Source organism: Barnesiella sp. WM24, assembly GCF_004570975.1.
In the GTDB taxonomy this organism is placed as follows: Bacteria; Bacteroidota; Bacteroidia; order Bacteroidales; family Muribaculaceae; genus Muribaculum.
This window is the reverse complement of the sequence record NZ_SPPC01000002.1, coordinates 63,880-84,339: the sequence shown is the minus strand read 5'-3', so window position 1 is coordinate 84,339 and position 20,460 is coordinate 63,880. Positions and strand designations below refer to the sequence as shown.

The window sequence follows — 20,460 nt, the reverse complement described above, 5'->3', positions numbered from 1 at the left end:
TCTTTTAATCTCTATATTGGGGCATCGGAGCTACCGGATAGTCACTGAAAAGCAATATTACCGCTTTGTCTATCTCGCTGTCATTCCTGTAATTGCCGTCAATATCTACAATTGATGCCACCGATGAGGTGAAAAGCGGCTCTTTCTTCTTTATGTTTACAACGTCGATTGTCAATACGCCGTCTTCATATATTCCGTCGATTACACCGGCGTCGAGATAATGGCTTGCCCAGTAATATTCTTGCGGATATATGTAACAGGGGTAGGTGCCTGAATAGTGGGGACCGTCGGTCTCTTTGCTTCCCGGAGGGGTCAGCACTGTGTCGTTGTGAACCGTTATGGCAAAATTTATCAGCAACGGTGAATTTGCTGACTCACGGTATCCTCGTTCAAGCATCTGGGTGCGTATGGCTTCAACTATACACTCGTAGGTCTCGCTGTCGACCTGCGGCGGCAGAGTGCCCATTTTAAGGTCGACAATATGGAAGGTCTTGTGGCTGGCAAGAGCGTCGTGGTCATAAACCTCACTGTTTACTAATGAGAAAGAGCTGCACGACATTAGTGACATAATCATAAAAGCGAATATGACAAGATGTATTTTCATAGTGATATTCATAGTGATTATAGAGGTCTAACGCTGTTTGGCTCAGCGATGTTTGCCGTAATGGTAGATAATTTCTTTAAAATTGTGAAAAGATTTGTAGAAATAGGATTTGAGTTGTAAATTTGGACACGAAAAATTTTGCAGACCTTAACTAAAACTAACGATTTAAGTTATCGACACTGAAATATGAAAGATATAACAGAGCTGTTTCAGCAGCTTATCCTCCATAACAGGAGCGTGGACATCGCTGAGGCAGAGTTTAAAAAACTAATTCATGAAGACGCAGAGCTGCATGAGCAATACCGGGAGTGGTGTGATTCAGTAGGCAGTTCAGAGAAAATGGGATTTATTGATTACTGCGACGAGTATCTTGAATCGCAGGATTCTATTTACGATACGTTGAATGATTATGATGAATGATGACAGTGCCGTTTTACGGCTTCCCGCTGAATGGGAACAACAAGACGGCATCTTGCTTGCGTGGCCTCACGAGGACACTGACTGGGCATACATGATAGACGAAGTCACGACGTGTTTTACCGAAATTGTCAAGACAATAGCCGAAGAGGAAAAGGTCGTTGTGGCGGCTCCGGATGTCGAGATTCCCCGCCGGTGTCTTGAGGATGCCGGTGTGGATATGGATAACGTGATTCTGGTCACAGTTCCTACTAATGACACTTGGGCGCGTGATTTCGGACCGATATCGCTTATTGGCGAAGACACTGTTTCGTTCTGCGATTTCAAGTTTAACGCCTGGGGTCTTAAATTTGCCGCCGATAAAGATAATCTTATCACAAGGCGCCTTTTTGAGAAGGGCGTGATTCGTGGCGGTTATTGTAATTGTCTCGGATTTGTGCTTGAGGGCGGCTCCATCGAGAGCGACGGTGCAGGCACTCTTCTTACAACGAGCGAGTGTCTGTTGTCGCCTAACCGTAACGGGGAGATGTCAAAGGAAGATATTGAGTCATATCTGATTGACCGTTTTAACCTGAAAAAGGTGCTTTGGCTTGATTATGGCTATCTTGCAGGAGATGACACCGACAGCCATGTTGATACCCTTGCTCGTCTTGCCCCTGATAATACGATAATATATGTGGGGTGTGATGATGCTTCTGATGAGCATTATGAGAGTCTTCAGGCTATGAAGCGTCAGTTGATGGAGATGACAACACCTTGCGGCGACAGATTTAACCTCGTGGAACTTCCGATGCCCGATGCTGTCTATGATGAGGACGGGTTGAGGCTGCCTGCGACCTATGCTAATTTTTTGATTACAAACAGGTCTGTGCTGATGCCCTCTTACGGTCAGCCTAAAAAAGACTTTCTCGCATCTCAGATTTTGAAAATAGCTTTCCCCGACCGTGAAATCAAGCCGATTGATTGCCGGGCGCTTATAAAACAACACGGGTCGCTGCATTGCGTGACTATGCAGCTGCCTGAAGATACATTGCCGATATGAAAAAAAATATAAAGATAGGAATAATACAGCAGGCTAACTGTGACTCGCCAGAAGACAACCGCCGGCGTATAGCTGACAAAGTGAGGACGCTCGCTGAAAACGGTGCCGAACTGATTGTAAACCAGGAGCTGCACGACACGCTCTATTTCTGCCAGACAGAATCGACCGACCTCTGCGATTATGCAGTTGCGATTCCGTCGGCTGTCACTGACTTCTATGCGTCGCTTGCACGCGAGACCTCGACGGTAATTGTCGTGTCGTTATATGAAAGGCGTGCCCCGGGACTTTATCACAACACTGCGGTTGTGTTTGAAAAAGATGGCTCAATCGCGGGCAAGTATCGCAAAATGCACATCCCTGACGACCCCGCTTATTATGAAAAATTTTATTTTACGCCGGGCGACCTTGGCTTTGAACCGATTGACACTTCGGTAGGACGGCTTGGTGTGCTCGTCTGCTGGGACCAGTGGTATCCGGAGGCTGCGCGACTCATGGCGCTGCGCGGTGCCGAGTTGCTGATATATCCTACCGCGATAGGATGGGAGAGCAGTGACACTCCGGAGGAGCAGGCGCGACAGCTTGATGCATGGGTGACGGTGCAGCGTGGTCATGCTGTGGCTAACGGATTGCCTGTCGTTGCCGTAAACCGTGTGGGACATGAGCCTGACCCGTCGAAGATGACCAATGGCATTTTATTCTGGGGAAACAGTTTTGTCGCCGGTCCGCAGGGTGAGTTCCTTTTCCGTGCGCCTTCCGACTGCGAGGCGACTGAGATAATTGACATAGACCTTTCGCGCTCGGAAAATGTCAGGCGTTGGTGGCCTTTTCTGCGTGACCGCAGGATAGACGAGTATGGAGGTCTTACCTCGCGTTATCTTGATTGAGAAAATTTTGTTTTTGTCAGGAAAAGGCAAACTTTAATGAATAAAAGTCGCATAGTTTTGAAGATATGCGACTTTTTTGTATCTTTGAGAAAACCATCAATATTAATTTGGCTATGTCACTTTGGATTATATGGCTTATAGCAGCCGCGGTGCTGCTTGTAATCGAGCTGCTTACCGGTCTTGTCGCTACATTATGTGTGGCAGTGGGCTGCCTTTTTGCGTTTGTGGCGGCTCTTGTCGGCTTCGGGATGGAGACCCAGCTCGCTGTCATGGCGGTCGGCGTCATCCTTTCGTTTATATTTCTTGTGCCTTTTGTCAACCGAATCAGGAAAGGTAAGAAATCCACCCGCACTGACTATAACAGCAATATGGAGGCTCTTATAGGCAGGGAGGGATTTCTGAATCATGAGATTCCTGCCGATGGAGGGCTTGGCAGATTGCGTATCGACGGTGATGACTGGCAGGTGCGCAGCCATGACGGATTGCCGCTCGCCCACGGCACAAAAGTAAGAGTTACCGGCTACGACAGCATTATACTCACAGTCAAGCCGGCATAATAGATTAGAATAACTAACATCAGAATATTATAAGACATGGGAACTTACATTTTCTTGGGATTACTTGTACTTGTAGTGATAATCGTCGTGTCGGCGGGAGTAAAAATTGTGCCTCAGTCGGAGACACGTGTCGTTGAGCGTCTCGGGCGTTTCCACAGCGTGCTCGCTCCCGGACTAAATATCATATGGCCTTTTATCGATAAGCCTAAGATGGTATATACACGCAGGGTAGAGTCGTCGGTCAACGGGCAGACAGTCGTCAGGATTACCTCTTCCACCGCTATCGATCTCCGCGAGCAGGTATATGACTTCCCGTCGCAGCAGGTCATCACCAAGGATAATGTGACGACTGAGATTAACGCGCTGCTGTATTTCCAGATTGTGGATGCGAAAAAGGCGGTGTATGAGATTGACAATCTGCCCAATGCTCTTGAGAAGCTCACGCAGACGTCCTTGCGTAATGTGATAGGTGAGCTTGAACTCGACCAGACGCTTTCCTCTCGCGACACCATTAACTCGCGGCTTCAGATTATACTTGATGAGGTGACTAACAAGTGGGGAGTCAAAGTAAATCGAGTGGAACTTCAGGACATTACCCCGCCGAAGAGTGTGCGCGAGGCGATGGAGAAGCAGATGCAGGCTGAGCGTAACCGTCGCGCGGAGATTCTTAACGCCGAGGGCCAGAAGACTTCGGTCATCCTGCTTTCCGAGGGTGAGAAGATGTCGCAGATTAACCGTGCCACGGCAGTCAAGGAAGCCGAGATATTGCGCGCTGAGGGTGAGGCCCGAGCCAAGGTGCTTACAGCGCAGGCTGAGGCTGAGGCGATAACCCGTGTCGCCGAGGCGATAAAGGCATCTCAGACTGACCCCGCAACTTATATGCTTGCCATGAAGTATATAGAGACTTTGGGCGAGATGACATCAGGACAGGACAATAAGACGGTCTACATTCCTTATGAAGCCTCCGGAGTGTTGAGTTCCATCGGCTCCATTAAGGCGATGTTTGACAAGAATGTATAGCGAGGTCTTAATCGCAGATAGCTAGCTCGCGGTAGTTTTTCATTATGTTGAGATATGCTTTGATTCCTATCGCGAGCCCTATTATTAGTCCGGCTATCATGCCGTAGACTGTAAATCGCTCTGTGCCCATCGCGAAAAAGAAGCTTGCAATCAGCGGTATGCACATGGCTATCAGTATGCCCATGAATATATGATGACGTTTCCTGTAGTATATGGCTTTCTTCGCCACAGTCGCTACGCCCATGGTGTTGTAATCGATGCTCTTTATGCCTCTTGCCAGATATGCGTCCATTATCGCTGCTGTGAGGAAATATGTGGCGGCGCACACCCTTGTAGGTAATGGCAGAATCTCTTTATAGAAAATGATGATTACTAAAGGCATCATCATGCCTACGCAGCTAAAAATGCGATATTGCTTTATGAGGCGTTGCTGAGCCGAGTTGATGCGCCCTGACTCGATGCGGTTGATCAGGGAAGAATTCTGTTCCTCAAGACTGTCAAGACGACGGTTGAGGTTATTGAGTTGCTGTTTCATTTGTTCTAAATCCATTTTTTGTAGTTGTTATTGGTTGGAGTATCTGATCAGTTTCTCTTTTATGCGGTGTAGTTTTGATGCTACCGTATTACGTGGTATTCCAAGAATGGAAGCAATCGTGTCATAAGGATATTCATCCAGCCAGAGCAGTATAAGCGCTTTCTCTACCCTGTCAAGGCGATTTATAAGACGGTGCATCTCGTTAATCTGACTGTCGCGGTCAATATCGTCGGCTGCATGTTCCAGGATATGGTCGAGCGGAGTGATGTCTTTATGTTTACGGTTCTTGCGGAAGAATGACACGCAGCTGTTAAGCGCGACACGATAGACCCAGGTTGTGATTTCGGCATCTCCGCGAAAAGAATCCATGCCTCTCCACAGATTGATAAACGTCTCTTGCCTGAGATCCTCAAAGTCTTCTATGCAATCGGCATACATATAGCATACTTTGTTTATGAGTTTGCCATATTGGTCAATCAGGAGGCGGTAACGGTGGTTTATATCGTTGTCAGTAGTCATTTTAATTTTGTTTTCTGACTCGTTAGACGCAGTTTTCATTCAATAGTTCCCGCAAAGATATAATTTTTTATTCCTTTTTGTGGATAAGTCACAGGTGTCTCTGTCTGGATGTTTGATTATCAAATACTACCGCAACTATTAAATAATGTAATTACTCTTTGAACAAGCCTTTAAAAATAGTAACTTTGTAACCCGAAATTCAATCTTAATATATATTGATATGTCAAAGAAAGCTTTATTAATGATTCTCGATGGATGGGGAATCGGCAACCACGGCAAAGGTGACGTGATTTTCTCTACTCCAACTCCTTATTGGGACTATCTCGTAAACACATATCCTCACTCAAAGCTTCAGGCAAGCGGTGAAAATGTAGGTCTGCCCGACGGTCAGATGGGAAACTCTGAGGTGGGACACCTGAACATCGGTGCAGGTCGTGTAGTATATCAGGACCTTGTGAAAATAAACAAGGCTTGTAAGGATGGCTCTATCCTGAAGAATCCGGAAATCGTGAATGCTTTCAGCTATGCCCGCGACAACGGCAAGGCTATACATTTCATGGGGCTTACCTCCAATGGCGGTGTACACTCTTCTCTTGACCATCTATATGCTCTTTGCGACATTGCGAAGGAGTATGGACTTGAAAAGGTATATATCCACTGTTTCATGGACGGCCGTGACACCGATCCCAGAAGCGGAAAGGGCTTCATAGAGGAGCTTCAGGCTCATTGTGACAAGTCGGCAGGCAAGATTGCGTCAATCATAGGTCGCTATTACGCAATGGACCGTGACAAGCGTTGGGAGCGCGTGAAGATTGCTTACGACCTTCTCGTAAACGGTGAGGGCAAAAAGGCTGCCGATATGGTTGCGGCTATGCAGGAGTCTTACGACGAGGATGTGACCGACGAGTTCATCAAGCCTATCGTCAACGCTAATGTCGACGGCACGATAAAGGACGGTGACGCAGTGATTTTCTTTAATTACCGCAATGACCGCGCCAAGGAGCTTACAATGGTGCTCACTCAGCATGATATGCCCGAGGCGGGGATGCACACTATTCCCGGGTTGCAGTATTACTGCATGACTCCTTATGACGCGTCGTTCAAGGGTGTGCATATCCTCTTTGACAAGGAAAATGTAGGCAATACACTTGGCGAATATCTTTCTTCGCTTGACAAGAAGCAGCTTCACATTGCCGAGACAGAAAAATATGCTCATGTGACTTTCTTCTTCAACGGAGGTCGTGAGGCTCCTTTTGAAGGCGAGGAGCGCATACTTGTAGCTTCGCCCAAGGTGGCTACTTATGACCTGAAGCCTGAAATGAGCGCATATGAAGTAAAGGACAAGCTTGTTGAGGCTATAAAGAGCGAGGAATATGACTTCATCGTGGTCAACTATGCTAATGGTGACATGGTGGGACACACCGGCGTTTATGAGGCTATCGAGAAAGCTGTCAAGGCTGTTGACGATTGCGTGAAGGAAACCGTAGAGGCTGCAAAGGCCGCCGACTATGAGGTGATTATCATTGCCGATCATGGAAATGCCGACAATGCAATTAACCCTGACGGAACCCCTAACACAGCACACTCGCTTAACCCTGTGCCCTGTATTTATGTGACTGAGCGTAAAGACGCGAAGGTGGAAGATGGAAAGCTTGCTGATGTAGCTCCTACAATCCTCAAAATCATGGGTATCCCGCAGCCGGAAGAGATGACCGGTCATGCGCTTATCGACTAAGCTTATATACTCTTGATATAAAAATAGCGGAGGGTGTATCAAAAAAACTTTTTGGTACACTCTCTTCGTTTATACGCATTGCTTTAATTTATTGCATGACGATATATGGCTTACAGGGTAGGGGGAGGGACATAGAGTGGAAACTCGCCCGTATTGTTTAGCTCTATTTGACGACTTCTATCTATTATTTCGACCAGAAAGCCGGTGTAAAGATTATCAGGACCGTGAATATCTCAAGTCGTCCGGTGAGCATAAGAAATGACAATATCCATTTACCGGCGTCGGGCAACATCGCAAAGCCGCCTGTGCTTTGCGAGTCAATGCCGAGACCTATGTTGGACACACAGGAGAATGAATTGAAAAATGCATCAATAATAGGAATACCGAATGCCGTAAGCACGATACCTCCCACTGATATAATCATGACATATATACAAAGGAAGGCTATCACTTTCTCTACGATGTCGGGCGAGATGATGTTGCCGTTTATGCGCACTGACCTTATGGCGTTGGGATGAACGGAGCGATACAGTTCGTTGTTCGTGTTTTTCAACAGAAACAGCAGACGGTCTATCTTGGCGCCTCCGCTTGTAGAGCCGGCGCACGCACCGAAAAACATCAGTATGAAAGTTATGGATATTACAAATGGTCCCCACTTTTCAAAATTGCTTGCAGTGAGCCCGGTGGAAGAGATGGTCGTGATTATCTGGAAAAGCGGGTCGATGGTCACGTCTACGACAGTGTGGGCTTCTCCGTTGGCAAAGATGGCTATGACAAAAAAGATGTAGGCGAGGAACACGATTTTCACATAAGCCATAAACGTGTCATTGCGTGTAAGGCTTTTGAAGTCACCGTGCCACGCGCGGAATATGAGTGCGAAATTGACACCGCCAAGAAACATGAACACCGTTACCACTATCTTTATATAGTTGGAGTCCCAGTAGGCGATACTGTTGTTGCGCGTAGAAAATCCGCCTGTCGACATTGTCGACAGTGCGTGGCAGAGGCTGTCGAAAAAGTCCATCGGTCCTAACCATAACAGAAAGCAGATTATCACGGTCAGCACGAAATATATCATCCACAGGCTTTTGGCTGTCTGGCTTATTCGCGGACGTAACTTCTCATGGGTGATTCCTGTTACTTCTGCATTAAACATCTGCATTCCGCCCGAGTGATTGAGCATAGGCAGCACGGCAAGGGTGAAAAGTATGATTCCCATGCCACCGAGCCATTGTGTGAGGCATCGCCACATGTTTATACCGTGGGAAAGGATGTCGACTGAGGGATAGACCGTCGCGCCTGTGGTCGAGAAGCCCGACATTGTTTCAAAAAAAGCGTCGGAGATGTCAAGCGGTGTGCTGCAAAACATGAAAGGCAACATTCCGAACAGGGAGAATACCACCCATACGAGTGCCGTAAGTAGAAATCCCTCTCGTTTTGCCATAGATGTGTGTCGCGGCCTTATACAGCATGTCATCAGTAGCCCCGACAACAAGGTGACTCCTGCGGTACACAGAAAGACCAGATAGTCAGACTCCTTGTAGAGCAGACATGTAATCAACGGCACTACCATGAACATCGCCTCGATGATGAGAAGCCATCCCAGCACACGAAGGAGCATAGGAATGTTGATGCGTTGGGTGTTGGAAAAAATGCCCATGACCGTCAGTGCTAATTGAAAAGTTTTTCGACTTTATGGATAAGTCCTGAGAGGCAGAACACGACTATATGGTCGCCTGCCTGTATGTGGGTGTTACCGTTTACAAGCATTCCTTTGCCGTCGCGTATCATCGCGGCTATCGTCATTCCGTGGGGCAGGCGCAGATTCTTTACGGCGTCACGGGTAATCTTGCTGTCGGGTTTTGCTTCAATCTCCGCTACTTCGGCGTCGGTCAGTGCAAGACACTTTGACGATGACACGTCCATGTCGAGCAGAAGCTGGAATATCTTGCTTGAAGCAAGCAGCTTCTTGTTGATTACGGTGCCGATGTTCAGTCCTTCGGCTTCAGAGATGAACTGAAGGTCTTCGACTTCGGCTATGGTTTTGTGGACACCGAATTCCTTTGCAGTAAGACAGGCGAGGATGTTGGTCTCTGAGCTGTTGCTGAGAGCGACAAATGCGTCAGTGTCATCTATGCCTTCTTCCCTTAACACATCAATGTCGCGTGCGTCGCCATGCACGATATTGCAGTCGGGGCATTTTTCAGGCAGCATCCTGCAGGTGTTGATATTGGTGTCGATAATCTTGATTTTGAATTCATCACCTGCAAGTGCAGCAAGACGTATGGCGATGCGGCTGCCGCCCATGATGAGCAGCTTGCGTATCTTTTTCGATGTCTTGCCGCAGATGTCAAGCAGCTCGTCGACATGGTCGCGTGTCGTGGCAAAATAAAGGATGTCATTATCTTTTATTATGTCGTCGCCTCGCGGTATAATAGTGTCGTGGTGGCGCTTGATTGCCGCTACGTGGAAGTTATGTTCCATCATTGCAAACTCTTTCAGCTGCATGCCTATTATGCGCGCGTTGCTGCGGAGTTTTACGCCGGCGATAATCAGCTCTCCGTCGTGAAGTTCAAACCAGTGACGCGCCCATGACCTGCGCAGCGCTGTTATAATCTCCTGTGCCGCGAGCAGTTCCGGATATATAAGGGCATTGACTCCAAGACGGGTAAAGTAGTCGCGGTTTTGCTGTGACATGAATTCAAAGTTGTCGATACGCGCCACTGTGCGTTGCGCTCCGATGCTTTTTGCCATCGAGCAAGCAAGCACATTCTGTGTCTCGTCGGGCGTGACGGCAATGAACAGGTCACATTTCTCCACTCCTGCATTTTGCAGAGAGTTGAACGATATAGGATTGCCGCGCAGGGTCATGAGGTTATAGTTGGCGTCAAGTGAAGCCAGCTTTGCCTGGTCGGCGTCAAGCACCATTATATCCTGTTCCTCGCGCGATAGGAGTTTCGCAAGATGGCTGCCTACCTCTCCTGCACCTGCAATAACTATTTTCATGAGCGGGATGATTTACGGGCGTTGACAATAGCTTCATAAATGGCGTCTTCATCCATGCCGCAAAGTTTCATCAGTTCGGGAACTTTGCCGTGGGGGACAAACTTGTCGGGCACTCCGATGCGTGTCACCTTACGGTCATAGCCATTGTCATTAAGCCATTCGGTTACTGCCGATCCGAGACCACCATCCTTTATGCCGTCTTCAACTGTTATTATCTGACAGTTTTTCTCGGCTACTTCTTTCAGGATTTCTGTATCAATCGGTTTAAGAAATATCATGTCGTAGTGAGAGACGCTGATGCCCTCTTCCGCCGCACGGTTTATTGCAGCGGCTGCTTTTGATGCCATCGGCCCGATGGTGAGCACCGCTACGTCATCGCCGTCAGCGAGTTTTTCGCCTTTGCCTATAGTCAGCTCCTTCATCGGCTGCTTCCACATCGGGTTATGTCCCTTGCCTCTCGGATAGCGGATGGCAAAAGGCCCGTGATTGCCTTTAAGCGACGTGAACATCAGGTTGCGGAGCGACACTTCATCGCGTGGCGAAGAAATTATAATATTGGGGATGGCTCTGAGGTAACTCAGGTCAAATACACCATGATGGGTCACACCGTCTTCTCCTACAATACCTGCGCGGTCAAGACATAGCGTTACAGGCAATTTGAGTATCGCGACATCGTGGATGACATGGTCGTAGGCTCGTTGCATGAAGGATGAGTATATTGCGCAGAACGGGCGCATGCCATCTTTGGCAAGACCTCCCGCAAAAGTCACGGCATGACCTTCGGAGATACCTACATCAAACACTCTTCCCGGCATTTCGGCTTGCATGATGCTCATTGACGTGCCTGAAGGCATGGCTGCCGTAATGCCTACCACCCGGTCATCTACTCTTGCGAGCTCAAGCAATGTCTCTCCAAATACGTCCTGATATTTGGCGGGAACACCTTCTGTCGGTTCGGTGGCGCGCTCTCCGGTCGAGGGGTCAAACTTTCCCGGAGCATGCCATGATGCCGGATCCTTTTCAGCGGGAGTGTATCCTTTGCCTTTTTTAGTGCGGATATGGAGCAGGCGCGGTCCTTCCATGTCTTTTATGTCGTTGAGAACCCTGACAAGGCGCTCCACGTCGTGACCGTCAATCGGACCGAAGTAACGTATGTTAAGCCCTTCAAATATGTTTTGCTGCTTGCCTATCAGTGACTTGAGGCTGTTGTTAAACCGCAGGATGAAATCTTTCTGCTTTTCACTGACAAGGTGCATTTTTTTCAGCAGACGGTAAACTTTAAACCTGAATGCATTGTAGGCTTTTGTCGTCGTAAGGTGGGCAAGGTAAGAGTTGAGCGCTCCTACATTGCGGTCAATCGACATGTCATTGTCGTTGAGGATTATGAGGAGATTGTTTTTTGTTATCGTAGCGTTGTTCAGTCCCTCAAATGCAAGACCGCCGCTTATGGACGCATCGCCGATTACAGCGACTACATTGCGCTTCGGGCTATCATGTTGCAACTGCGATGCCACAGCCATGCCAAGTGCAGCCGAGATGGAGTTGGATGCATGACCGGCTGTAAAGGTGTCATATTCGCTTTCTTCCGGATTGGGAAATCCGCTCAGACCACCGAATTTACGGTTGGTATCAAACTTGTCGCGTCGTCCGGTGAGAAGTTTGTGACCATAGGCTTGATGACCGACATCCCACACTATTCTGTCATAAGGGGTATTGAATACATAGTGGAGCGCCACGGTAAGCTCGACAGCACCCATGCTTGATGCAAAGTGCCCCGGATTGCTTGACAGTGAATTGATAAGAAACGCGCGTATATCAGAGCATACTTCCGGCAGCTTTTCCAAAGGGAGTTTTCGCAGGTCGGAAGGGGAGTCAATCTTGTTTAAGAGTGCAGATGGGGCAATATGTCTATTTTTTTCGTTTTCCATTGCCGTCATTGATATATTTTTTATACAGCGGTATAAACACCACTCCTCCCGAGATGACAATGATAAATAAAGTCCATGCCGTAAAGCCTCTGCCTGCTATCATTAAGTAGCAGAGTATCAACCAAAGAGCCGTAAGGCATACGAGTCGGAAGATAGTGTACCCTGTCATAAGTCGTATTAATCTATGCAAAGATACAAAGATTATTCATAAAAGCAAAGCAGTGGAGTGATGTCGTAGAGCATGTAAATGCGCAATGTCAGTTTATGATTGGTCCGATGTCATGTATGAGAAAAGGCTGCCCGCAGGCAGCCTTTTCGTTATGAATGGTGGGGGAGGGGTTATCCTCCGAAGTTGTCATACATGAGATTTTCTGACGGTACACCGAGATCCCAGAGCATCTTCTCGACAGCCTTGCTCATCGGACCGGGACCGCACATGTAATATTCGATGTCTTCCGGAGCCGGGTGATTTTTCAGATAAGTCTCGTAGATGACCTGATGAACGAATCCCGCCGTGTACTTCACGCCGGCAGCGTCGGCAGCAGGGTCGGGACGGTCGAGCGCCAGATGGAACTTGAAGTTGGGGAAATCCTTTTCAAGCTGCAGGAAGTCTTCAAGGTAGAACACTTCGTTGAGCGCACGCGCCCCGTAGAAGTAATTCATCACGCGGTCAGTGCAGTTGAGCGTGCGTGTCATGTGCATGATTTGTGCGCGAAGCGGAGCCATACCTGCGCCACCTCCGACCCACATCATTTCCGCTTTTGAGTCGAAAATGGGGTGGAAGTCTCCGTAAGGGCCGCTCATCATCACCTTGTCGCCGGGTTTAAGCGTGAATATATAGGATGATGCGATACCGGGCATCACATCCTGGAATCCTACTTCAGGTTTCGGCTTGAATGGTGGGGTGGCTATGCGGACGGTCAGCATTATGCGGTCGCCCTCGGCAGGATAGTTAGCCATAGAGTAGGCTCTCACTGTCGCCTCGGTGTTCTTACACTTCAGCCCGAAAAGTCCGAAATTTTTCCATGCAGGGAGATATTCGTCACCGATTAGCGACTTGTCGATGTCCTTGTCATAGTCCATTTCGTAAGCCGGAATCTTAATCTGGGCATATGAGCCGGGGATAAAGTTCATGTGTTCGCCAGGAGGAAGCGCTACGATGAATTCCTTGATGAATGTGGCGACATTCTTGTTGGAGATTACCTCACATTCCCATTCCTTTACATCAAGCACTGATGCCGGAACTCCGATTGACATGTCTTCCTTTACCTTTACCTGACATCCGAGACGCCAGTGGTCTTTCATCTGCTTTCTGGTGAAGTGGACAGTCTCGGTAGGGAGTATGTCGCCTCCGCCCTCAAACACCTGTACTTTACATTGTCCGCAGCTGCCTTTACCGCCGCACGCTGAAGAAAGAAACACATTCTGGTCAGCGAGCGTGGAGAGAAGGGTCTTTCCCGACATTGCAAATACATCCTTGTCATTGTTGATTTTGATGTCAACCTGACCGGTGTGTACCAAAAACTTCTTGGCAATCAGAAGCACTGCCACGAGGAGCAGTGTGATAGCGAGAAATATGATTACTCCCGTACATATGGTAAGTGTGCCGGTGTCGGCAAGAGTTATCATTGCTATAGTGTCCATTGTCGTTGTTTAGAGTTTTATGCCAAGGAAGCTCATGAATGCGATTCCCATAAGGCCTGTTATTATGAATGTGATTCCTACACCGCGCAGAGGCTTGGGTATGTTGCTGTATTCTTGCAGACGCTCGCGTATGGCAGCTATGGCGACAATTGCAAGCAGCCAGCCGATACCCCATCCGGCACCTGCGCAGCAGGCTGTCCACACGTCAGGGAAGTCTCTTTGCTGCATGAACAGGGAGCCTCCGAGAATCGCACAGTTCACTGCTATAAGCGGAAGGAAGATACCGAGCGATGAGTATAGTGCGGGGCTGAATTTTTCGACCGCCATCTCTACAAGCTGTGTGAGCGACGCGATTACTGCGATAAACATGATGAGAGAGAGGAAGCTCAGGTCTACGCCGGCATATTCAGGACCGAGCCATGTCAATGCGCCTTCACGCAACACGTAGGTCTCAAGAAGATAGTTGATAGGCAGTGATATTACAAGCATGAATGTCACTGCTGCGCCCAGTCCGAGTGCCGTCTTTACATTTTTAGACACGGCGAGAAATGAACACATGCCCAGAAAGTAGGCAAAAATCATGTTGTCGACAAAAATCGACCTTATAAAAATATTGAAATTTTCCATTATGATTTATTCGTTACCGGGTGTGACAATTATTCCTGTAGGTCTTTGTTGTAAGTGCGGTGTACCCATATGATACATGCTGTGACGATAAGAGCCATCGGAGGGAGTATCATCAGTCCGTTGTTGGCATAACCGTGTTCATACCAGCTCTCGGGCACTACTCTGAATCCCCATAGCGTTCCGCTGCCGAAAAGCTCGCGGAAAAAAGCCACGATGACAAGGATTATCGTGTATCCGATACCGTTGCCGATACCGTCAAGGAATGACGGCCAGGGCTTGTTGCCCATTGCAAATGCCTCAAGGCGTCCCATGAGTATACAGTTGGTGACGATGAGGCCTATGAATACCGACAGCTGCTTGCTTACGTCATACTGGTAAGCCATCAGAAGCTGGTTGACGATTACCACAAGACCGGCGACTACTACGAGCTGTACGATTATTCGTATGTTGGTCGGAATCGTGTTGCGCAACAGGGATATGATTACATTGGAGAATGCAAGTACCGCGATTACTGAAATACCCATTACAAAAGCGGGTTCAAGCTTGGCGGTCACGGCAAGGCATGAGCAGATACCGAGAATCTGCACGATTACCGGGTTGTCTTTGGACAACGGGTTAAGCAGTGTGCTTAGGTTTTTATTGTTTGACGCCATAATTAATTCTGTTTTGATGAGAGAGATTCAAGAAAAGCCTTGTAGCCGGTAAGGCAGTTGTCAATCATTGAGGCGACTCCCTTTGAGGTGATTGTGCCGCCCGATATTGCATCTACGGCATCTTCGCCATTAAGCGGTGTCTGTCCTGCCTTGATGACAGTGACAGGGTGAAATTCACCGCCTTTAAACAGGTGCAGACCGTTAAACTGGTCGCTGAAAGCCGGTTTCTCGATTTCAGCGCCGAGTCCGGGAGTCTCTCCCTGATGAGCGAAGTAGGCTCCGTAGATTGTCGAGCCGTCGCTGTCAACGGAGATATATCCCCATATCGGGCCCCATAGGCCGGCTCCGTAGACCGGCAGTATATATTTCACGTCGCCGGGAGCGAGCGTGCATTCATATACCGGCATGCGGCGAGAGTCAAGGGCTGCCTTGCTTTCGTTTGCCGTGTTTACATCAAAGGCGTTTCCTTCAAGGCGCTCGCCTTTGTCATTGATGATAAACTTGTCGGTTATATACTTGTTGAAGTCGGCGATGACGTCGGCTTTGGCCGGGGTGATATGTACCGATGCAAGAATCTGCTTCATTTTGTCGGCATCTGCGTTTGCCGTCTGGAGTGGCTTGAGCGATAGTGCTGTAAACGCGAGTCCCGCTCCTACCAAAATCACCAATACAATAATATATATAATGGTGTAAGTATTACTCTGCTTATTCATAATCTTTTCACACTTTAGCTTTTAAGCGACGCATGCGTCGACGTATGTTGGACTGTACGACGGTGTAGTCAATCAGCGGTGCAAACGAGTTCATGAGAAGAACCGCGAGCATCGCGCCTTCGGGATAACCGTTGTTGTATGTGCGGATTATTATTGCAATCACGCCGATAAGAAATCCGTAGATATACTTTCCGGGATTGGTGCGCGATGCTGTGACAGGGTCGGTGGCCATGTACACCGCCGCAAATGCAAATCCGCCGAGAGTCACCTGCTCAAGCGGGGTGAGCATGGTTGCGGGATAATCGGGGGTGGGGAAGGCGTGGGCTATGGCTCCCATGATAAGTCCGCCGGCAAACACGCTGAACATGATGCGCCAGCTTGCGATACCTGTGATGAGCAGTATTGCCGCGCCGATGAGTATGCAGAGAGTGGAGGTCTCGCCTACCGAGCCCGGGATAAGTCCTAAAAACATGTCCCAGTAGCTGAGCTTGTCGCCGACGATATTGGTAAGCGTGATGGTGTCACCTACGTTGGAGGCAACCTGTCCGAGGGGTGTCGCGCCTGAAAAACCGTCGACCACAGCGCCTTCGCCGAGTCCGCAGATGCTGCCAGTCGATACAAACACCTTGTCGCCGCTCATCTGAGAGGGGTAGGCAAAAAACAGGAATGCACGTGTCACCAATGCTACATTAAATATATTGTAGCCTGTGCCGCCGAAAACTTCCTTGACAAATACCACGGAAAATGCGGTCGCGATGGCAAGCATCCAAAGCGGTATGTCTATAGGGCATATAAGCGGAATCAATATTCCTGAGACAAGGAATCCTTCCTGGATTTCCTCCTTGCGCCACTGAGCCACGACAAATTCGATGCCGAGTCCCACTATGTAGGACACTATCAGTCGGGGCAGCAAAGCGAGAAAGCCGTAGCCGAGAAGATGCCAGAATGGAAACGAGGTGGCGCCTATGGCTAGCCAATGCTGATAGCCGGTATTATACATGCCGAAGAGGAGGCAGGGAATGAGAGCGAGCACGACGATTATCATCACTCGTTTTGAGTCGAGGCTGTCGTGTATGTTGACTCCTGAGCGCGAAGTCGTGGTCGGAGTAAAGAGGAAAGTCTCAAATCCGTCGAATACTGACTGAAATGCGTGAAACTTTCCGCCCGGCTCGAAGTCGGGTTTTATCCGGTCAAGATATTTTCTAAGAGATTTCACAATCAATGATTTTTTTTAGTGGGGGGTTATCAACTGAGTTCTTTGCGTAGATAGTCAAGTCCTTCCTGCACGATTTTCTGCAGCTCAAGCTTTGACGGGTCGACATATTCACATAATGCGAAGTCTTCAGGAGCCACTTCATATATTCCGAGCTGCTCCATGCGGTCGATGTCGCGTGCGATGATAGCTTTTATGAGATATTCCGGAAGGATGTCCATCGGCATGACTTTTTCATATACGCCTGACATTATCATTGCACGGCGTCCGCCGAGTATTCTTGCGTCAGGACAGAACTTGTGTCGGAAGAAGTGTCCCGGAAACGAGCGGTTGACACTCATCTTCTGAGGCGACAGCGAAGCCCAGCCCATAAACTCGGCGAAGTCGTCGCCCTCGGCGATGACAGTGACCTGGCGGTAGGGGAAACGCAGATATCCCTCTTCTCCTACCGGGATTCCGGTGAGGACATTGCCCGATATTACGCGATGGTGGATGTCATCGTTGTTTACGGCACCCTTTAGCACGCTTTTCATGTCGGCGCCTGCGATGGTGTTGATATAGTGGGGCTCGGTCACCTCGCAGCCGGTCAGCGCCGCGGTCACGGTCATGTCAAGTGAGCCGCTTGTAGCGAGCTTGCCGATGCGGAGCAGGGTGAGGGCATCCATTGTCCATACGGTCTCACCCTTGTTGACCGGCTTTACGTTGCAAATCTGCACGCCTACATTTCCTGCGGGATGGGGACCGTTCATGATGATGGTTTCTACACCATCAATAGCCTCAAGGCAGCTTCCCTCGTGTATACCTATATATATATCACCGTCGGTAAACTTCTTTAGCAACGCTACCGCCGCACTAAGCTCTTTCTGCTTCCCGTCGAGCATCATCTCGAAGTCGGGGGCGAGTGGAGCCGAGTCGAAACCGGTGATGAAAATGTCACGTGGAGTGACGCCCGGATTCGGCACTATGTCGTAGGGCCGCTGGCGCATCCATGCCCATAGTCCTGAATCGAGCAACAGCCGGCTTGCGCGGGTGCGGTCGTCGATGTTATTCACTTCAAAGTCGAGCGATGTCGACGGTGATGTGCCCGGGGTGATTACAATCCGTTCGAGCTTGCGGCGTTCGCCTCTGACGATGGCTGTCACTTTGCCAGCGACCGGAGAAGTCACTTTTACATCGGGGTACGCCTTGTCGTGAAACAGAGTAGAACCAACAACAACCTCATCACCTTCCTTGACATCAACCTTTGGTGTTATACCCGGAAAGTCATCGGGAATAATAGCACATGTGGCGGGAGTGACATCTATGGGCGCCGACTCTACGGCATTACCTCTGATACTGATGTCAAGTCCCTTTTTTATGTTTACAATCTTTGTCATGTAGAAATAAAAAATGATGTGTCCTTATAATAATATTGTGCAAAGTTACCATAAATTTTTATATGGATTAACTTTAATTGTGAAAAATTTGGCGTGGCTGTCATGAAGTGGGGAATTTTGCCTCATATTGGAGATTGTTTTCTTAAATTATGCTGTGAAACATAGTAAATATTTAACAAAGCGGCGTGCGCTGATAAATTAATAAAAATCACAGGGCAAAATTTGGTTTGTAAAAAATATAATAATAAATTTGCATATCCTTTCGTGGTGTACACTATGAGGGGGATGTAATTATGTAAAGTAAAAAATACCGAAAATCGATAAATTGACTCAATTACATTTATTAACCATAAATCAATATTCACATTAATAACTATTAATTTATTCTATTCAAAATTATGGAAAATCAAAAGCCCAATGTTGGAGCCGCTCCAGCTAAGCAACAGAAGAACGAAGGTTCTAACGTACGCGGTATCAAGAATGCATTCTTGGTTATCGTAGCATGCTTTATTGTAGCAGTTTTATTGTTTATTTTCTGGTTCGGCCACGACATGCACTTTGACGAAGCAGGTCACCCGCAGGATCTCTGGGGAACTATCTACAAAGGTGGTTTCATCGTGCCTATCCTTCAGACTCTCTTCCTTACTGTAATCGTGCTTTCTGTTGAGCGTTGGATTGCCCTTTCAAGCGCAAAAGGCAAAGGCAGCATCTCTAAGTTTGTTGCCGGCGTTAAGGCTTGCCTCAAGAAAAACGACATCGCAGGCGCTCAGGCTCTCTGCAAGAAGCAGAAGGGTAGCGTTGCCGCTGTAGTATCTGCAGCTCTCGTTCGCTATGAGGAAATGGACAAGAACACAACCCTTTCTAAGGAGCAGAAGATTGCAACTCTCCAGAAGGAAGTTGAAGAGGCTACCGCTCTTGAAATGCCCGCTCTTCAGCAGAACCTCCCGATCGTTGCAACCCTTACCACTCTTGGTACACTTGTCGGACTTCTCGGTACTGTGATGGGTATGATCAAGTCATTCCAGGCTCTTGCAGCATCAGGTGCTCCTGACTCAACCGAGCTTTCTACCGGTATCTCTGAGGCACTTATCAACACTGCATTCGGTATCGCGACTGGTGCATTCGCCGTTATTTCATATAACTTCTACACCAACAAGATTGACAATCTTACCTACGCTATCGACGAGATTGGCTTCTCAATCGTGCAGACATTTGCCGCTACTCACTAATCCATTGTCTTTCTGAAAATTAGAACGATTTAATAATCTATTTAACGAAAAACAATGGGAAAAGTAAAAATTAAAAGAAAGAGTACCCTCATCGACATGACCGCGATGAGTGACGTGACTGTTCTTTTGCTTACTTTCTTCATGTTGACTTCTACCTTCTTGCAGAAGGAACCGGTCACGGTGCTCACCCCGTCTTCAGTTTCTGAAATCAAGGTGCCCGTTACCAACACCACTACTGTATTGATATCACCCGAAGGAAAGGTGTTCCTTTCTGTATCAGGTGACGCTGACTCAACCTATTCAAGCGAAAAGGTGAGGGCAGAGCTTATCCAGACAGCTGTGGCTGAATATAACAAGACCCATAGTAAACAAGTACAGCTCACCAAGGAACAGGTCAACAAGTTCTCCAAGATGAACATGTTCGGTGTCAGAATCGCTGACCTTCCCGCTTTTCTCGACCTTCCGCAGACTAAGCAGGACGAGGTGCTCTCTGACATGGAAAACCCCTCGACCGGTATTCCTATCGACGAGAATAAGGACCTTAACAAGCCTAATGAATTCCAGATCTGGATGCGTGCTATATACAACTCTTCCAACCCCAATCTTGAGTCATCAATCAAGAGCGGCGAGGGTATAGCAATCAAGGCTGACAAGGACACCCCTTATACTACTGTTCATAACGTGCTTGATAACCTGCAGACACTCAAGATGAACAAGTTCAGCTTGATGACTGCGCTTAAAACTGAAAACGATTAATC

Annotated in this window: 20 protein-coding genes; 8 read left to right on the top strand and 12 right to left on the bottom strand. The window is 48.2% G+C overall.

Annotation, left to right across the window (positions count from 1 at the left end; genetic code table 11):
- Nucleotides 1–4: 4 nt before the first annotated feature.
- Nucleotides 5–604 carry a DUF4136 domain-containing protein gene (locus E4T81_RS02290; RefSeq protein WP_167761589.1) on the bottom strand — a complete coding sequence of 200 codons (600 nt, stop codon included), beginning with the start codon at nucleotides 602–604 and terminating at the stop codon, nucleotides 5–7.
- Between the two features lie 186 nt (nucleotides 605–790).
- Between E4T81_RS02290 and E4T81_RS02285 the strand changes: the two genes are divergently transcribed.
- The 5 genes from E4T81_RS02285 to E4T81_RS02265 all read left to right on the top strand — a co-directional run bounded on the left by E4T81_RS02285 (nucleotide 791) and on the right by E4T81_RS02265 (nucleotide 4,524).
- A complete protein-coding gene (locus tag E4T81_RS02285) occupies nucleotides 791–1,024 on the top strand; it encodes a hypothetical protein (protein WP_135041011.1) in 234 nt (77 codons plus the stop codon).
- Nucleotides 1,017–2,063: an agmatine deiminase family protein gene (locus E4T81_RS02280; protein ID WP_371683029.1), complete on the top strand. Its 1,047-nt coding sequence runs from the start codon at nucleotides 1,017–1,019 to the stop codon at nucleotides 2,061–2,063. The genes E4T81_RS02285 and E4T81_RS02280 overlap by 8 nt, the downstream gene beginning before the upstream one ends.
- Nucleotides 2,060–2,947 (top strand): carbon-nitrogen hydrolase, encoded by an 888-nt coding sequence (locus E4T81_RS02275; protein WP_135041007.1) that lies wholly within the window; start codon nucleotides 2,060–2,062, stop codon nucleotides 2,945–2,947. The genes E4T81_RS02280 and E4T81_RS02275 overlap by 4 nt, the downstream gene beginning before the upstream one ends.
- A 113-nt stretch (nucleotides 2,948–3,060) precedes the next feature.
- Nucleotides 3,061–3,504, top strand: a complete 444-nt coding sequence (locus E4T81_RS02270) for an NfeD family protein (protein WP_167761586.1) — start codon at nucleotides 3,061–3,063, stop codon at nucleotides 3,502–3,504.
- A gap of 36 nt (nucleotides 3,505–3,540) precedes the next feature.
- Nucleotides 3,541–4,524 (top strand): SPFH domain-containing protein, encoded by a 984-nt coding sequence (locus E4T81_RS02265; RefSeq protein ID WP_135041003.1) that lies wholly within the window; start codon nucleotides 3,541–3,543, stop codon nucleotides 4,522–4,524.
- 7 nt (nucleotides 4,525–4,531) lie between these two features.
- Here E4T81_RS02265 and E4T81_RS02260 read toward each other — a convergent pair whose 3' ends face one another.
- Nucleotides 4,532–5,074, bottom strand: coding sequence for a hypothetical protein (locus tag E4T81_RS02260; protein WP_135041001.1), 543 nt, complete (start codon nucleotides 5,072–5,074; stop codon nucleotides 4,532–4,534).
- 12 nt (nucleotides 5,075–5,086) lie between these two features.
- Nucleotides 5,087–5,578, bottom strand: coding sequence for an RNA polymerase sigma factor (locus E4T81_RS02255; RefSeq protein WP_135040999.1), 492 nt, complete (start codon nucleotides 5,576–5,578; stop codon nucleotides 5,087–5,089).
- Between the two features lie 220 nt (nucleotides 5,579–5,798).
- Here E4T81_RS02255 and gpmI point away from each other — a divergent pair, with 220 nt between their 5' ends.
- Complete coding sequence (gene gpmI, locus E4T81_RS02250; protein ID WP_135040997.1) at nucleotides 5,799–7,313, top strand: 2,3-bisphosphoglycerate-independent phosphoglycerate mutase; 1,515 nt, start codon at nucleotides 5,799–5,801, stop codon at nucleotides 7,311–7,313.
- 184 nt (nucleotides 7,314–7,497) lie between these two features.
- Here the strand turns inward: gpmI and E4T81_RS02245 are convergent, their stop codons facing one another.
- The 9 genes from E4T81_RS02245 to E4T81_RS02205 all read right to left on the bottom strand — a co-directional run bounded on the left by E4T81_RS02245 (nucleotide 7,498) and on the right by E4T81_RS02205 (nucleotide 18,473).
- The gene (locus E4T81_RS02245) at nucleotides 7,498–8,973 is read right to left on the bottom strand and encodes a TrkH family potassium uptake protein (protein ID WP_135040995.1); all 1,476 of its coding nucleotides are present in this window, start codon (nucleotides 8,971–8,973) and stop codon (nucleotides 7,498–7,500) included.
- Between the two features lie 11 nt (nucleotides 8,974–8,984).
- A complete protein-coding gene (trkA, locus tag E4T81_RS02240; protein WP_135040993.1) occupies nucleotides 8,985–10,319 on the bottom strand; it encodes a Trk system potassium transporter TrkA in 1,335 nt (444 codons plus the stop codon).
- Nucleotides 10,316–12,247: a 1-deoxy-D-xylulose-5-phosphate synthase gene (gene dxs / locus E4T81_RS02235; protein WP_135040991.1), complete on the bottom strand. Its 1,932-nt coding sequence runs from the start codon at nucleotides 12,245–12,247 to the stop codon at nucleotides 10,316–10,318. Before dxs ends, trkA begins: the two co-directional genes overlap by 4 nt.
- 339 nt (nucleotides 12,248–12,586) lie before the next feature.
- A complete protein-coding gene (gene nqrF / locus E4T81_RS02230) occupies nucleotides 12,587–13,876 on the bottom strand; it encodes an NADH:ubiquinone reductase (Na(+)-transporting) subunit F (RefSeq protein ID WP_135041316.1) in 1,290 nt (429 codons plus the stop codon).
- Nucleotides 13,877–13,900: 24 nt separating this feature from the next.
- The gene (gene nqrE / locus E4T81_RS02225) at nucleotides 13,901–14,518 is read right to left on the bottom strand and encodes an NADH:ubiquinone reductase (Na(+)-transporting) subunit E (protein WP_135040989.1); all 618 of its coding nucleotides are present in this window, start codon (nucleotides 14,516–14,518) and stop codon (nucleotides 13,901–13,903) included.
- Between the two features lie 29 nt (nucleotides 14,519–14,547).
- On the bottom strand, nucleotides 14,548–15,171 hold the full coding sequence (locus E4T81_RS02220) for an NADH:ubiquinone reductase (Na(+)-transporting) subunit D (protein ID WP_135040987.1): 624 nt from the start codon (nucleotides 15,169–15,171) through the stop codon (nucleotides 14,548–14,550).
- A 2-nt stretch (nucleotides 15,172–15,173) separates the two neighbouring features.
- Complete coding sequence (gene nqrC / locus E4T81_RS02215) at nucleotides 15,174–15,884, bottom strand: NADH:ubiquinone reductase (Na(+)-transporting) subunit C (protein ID WP_135040985.1); 711 nt, start codon at nucleotides 15,882–15,884, stop codon at nucleotides 15,174–15,176.
- A gap of 7 nt (nucleotides 15,885–15,891) precedes the next feature.
- A complete protein-coding gene (locus tag E4T81_RS02210) occupies nucleotides 15,892–17,100 on the bottom strand; it encodes an NADH:ubiquinone reductase (Na(+)-transporting) subunit B (protein ID WP_135040983.1) in 1,209 nt (402 codons plus the stop codon).
- A gap of 29 nt (nucleotides 17,101–17,129) precedes the next feature.
- Entirely contained in the window at nucleotides 17,130–18,473 is a 1,344-nt protein-coding gene (locus E4T81_RS02205) for a Na(+)-translocating NADH-quinone reductase subunit A (protein WP_135040981.1), read from the bottom strand.
- 398 nt (nucleotides 18,474–18,871) lie between these two features.
- On the opposite strand from E4T81_RS02205, the gene E4T81_RS02200 reads away from it, so the two are divergent.
- Both E4T81_RS02200 and E4T81_RS02195 read left to right on the top strand, forming a co-directional pair.
- A complete protein-coding gene (locus E4T81_RS02200) occupies nucleotides 18,872–19,702 on the top strand; it encodes a MotA/TolQ/ExbB proton channel family protein (protein WP_135040979.1) in 831 nt (276 codons plus the stop codon).
- A 54-nt stretch (nucleotides 19,703–19,756) separates the two neighbouring features.
- Nucleotides 19,757–20,458, top strand: coding sequence for a biopolymer transporter ExbD (locus E4T81_RS02195; RefSeq protein WP_135040977.1), 702 nt, complete (start codon nucleotides 19,757–19,759; stop codon nucleotides 20,456–20,458).
- The last annotated feature ends 2 nt before the right edge of the window (nucleotides 20,459–20,460 follow it).